The organism is Caballeronia terrestris, from assembly GCF_001544515.1.
GTDB lineage: Bacteria > Pseudomonadota > Gammaproteobacteria > Burkholderiales > Burkholderiaceae > Caballeronia > Caballeronia terrestris.
The window spans coordinates 1-1518 of record NZ_FCOL02000376.1 but is presented as its reverse complement, the minus strand read 5'-3'; the positions used below and the strand labels follow the sequence as shown (position 1 = coordinate 1518).

2 protein-coding genes are annotated in these 1518 nt (G+C 63.0%); both read right to left on the bottom strand.

Annotated elements, in window-relative coordinates:
- A partial coding sequence (locus AWB67_RS37550; RefSeq protein WP_125477870.1) for an FAD-binding protein occupies nt 1-787 on the bottom strand: 787 nt, incomplete at its 3' end.
- A 15-nt stretch (nt 788-802) separates the two neighbouring features.
- Nucleotides 803-1441 (bottom strand): 4Fe-4S dicluster domain-containing protein, encoded by a 639-nt coding sequence (locus AWB67_RS37545; RefSeq protein ID WP_087660827.1) that lies wholly within the window; start codon nt 1439-1441, stop codon nt 803-805.
- Nucleotides 1442-1518 lie beyond the last annotated feature (77 nt).

Below are 1518 nucleotides of genomic sequence, written 5' to 3'. Positions count from 1 at the left end.
AGAAGGTGCGCCACTCGAGGTTGTAGATTACAGCTCCGGCGCACTGCCCCCGCTCGTCGGAAAGCAGTTCGACCACCGGGCAGCGGTTCCATACGTCGATGCGTGGATCGAGGTCCACCGCCTCGCGCAGCACCCGCATCATCTCCAAGCCCGTGTAGTCCCGATAGGAGAGGATGCGCGCGGCGGATGCGCCGCCGGGCTTCTTGCGCAGAAGGTTGCCGCCGATGGGCCGGTCCTCCTCCTGATCGAACATCATGCCGAGCTGGATCAGCCAGCGAATCACATCGGGGCCGTCCATCACCATCTGTGCAACGAGCTCGGGCACGCCGCAGAAATGCCCGGCGCGCAAGGTGTCCTCGAAGTGAACTTGCGGGCTGTCGTCTTCTCCAATGGCCGCCTGGATCCCGCCTTCTGCCATCACGGTATTGCTGTCGCCCAGGCGCAGCTTGGTAGCGAGGATCACTCGCGCGCCTTGATTCGCCGCGGTGAGCGCCGCAGCGCATCCGCCGCCGCCGCCGATGACCAGCACATCGGTACTCACGAGTTGCGCGCCGGCGATGTCGACATCGTCGATCAGCCCATTCGCCTGAAGGTAGCGCGCAAGATCCGGTTGACAGGGCTCGTTGCGGTTCACTCCGACGGTCAGTGCAACGTGCGCGTTGGGCCCGTGGTCGGGGTGATAGCCCTTCACGAGTTCATCGACGGAGGTCTCATCGCTGCGTACCGTGGGGATTGCGCCGCGACGGTAGCGCTTGTGCGCGTCCTCATAAGGAATTCCGGCGGGCATGATCTTTCGCCTCTATCAGCGCGGCGGCTGCGCGCCGGGCGCATCGAAATCAATCTTCATCTCGCCGTTTTCGATCTGTTGTAGCCGCCGCATGAGATTTGCCGGACGCAGCGAAAGCGCCGCGATCATTCGTCGCACGAACAGGCCGAGATGATTCGGCCGGATATGTTCGGGGCAAGCGAGCGTGCAGAGGTTGCACATGACGCATTCGTCGAAGACCTCGCTCGATGCGGCCAGCTTGCCTTCCACGGCGAGGTTCACGCCGCGCTGGACATCGAGGCCCTTCGGACAGGCGCGATCGCAGCCACTGCAGTGACGACATTGGGATGCTTCCGGGAATATCTCGGAGATCGCGTGCAGCGCCTGCCAGCTGTCGCTGACGTCCTCGATGCGATACACGTGGCGTCCCGAAGTGGTGAAGTAATCGAGGAAGGCGACCTGCATGCCGTCTTCGATCAGGGTCTCGCAAGCTAGCGCGGTCTTCACCTCCTGCTCGCCCCTGCGCCGGACCATGACGCGGCATGAACCGCATACTCCCTGGCCCATGCAGCCGACGCCCTCCACAAGCGTCTCGCCTGCATGCACGAAGGCCTGCAGGACCGAGCAGTTGGCCGGGGCCTCAACCTGCTGCCCTTCAATGCTCAAGCAAACCATCTTCTCGCACTATGTCCTTGCGCGGCACAGACACCGCACTGGCGTACTCACGGAAAACATCGTATAAACAATAGCAT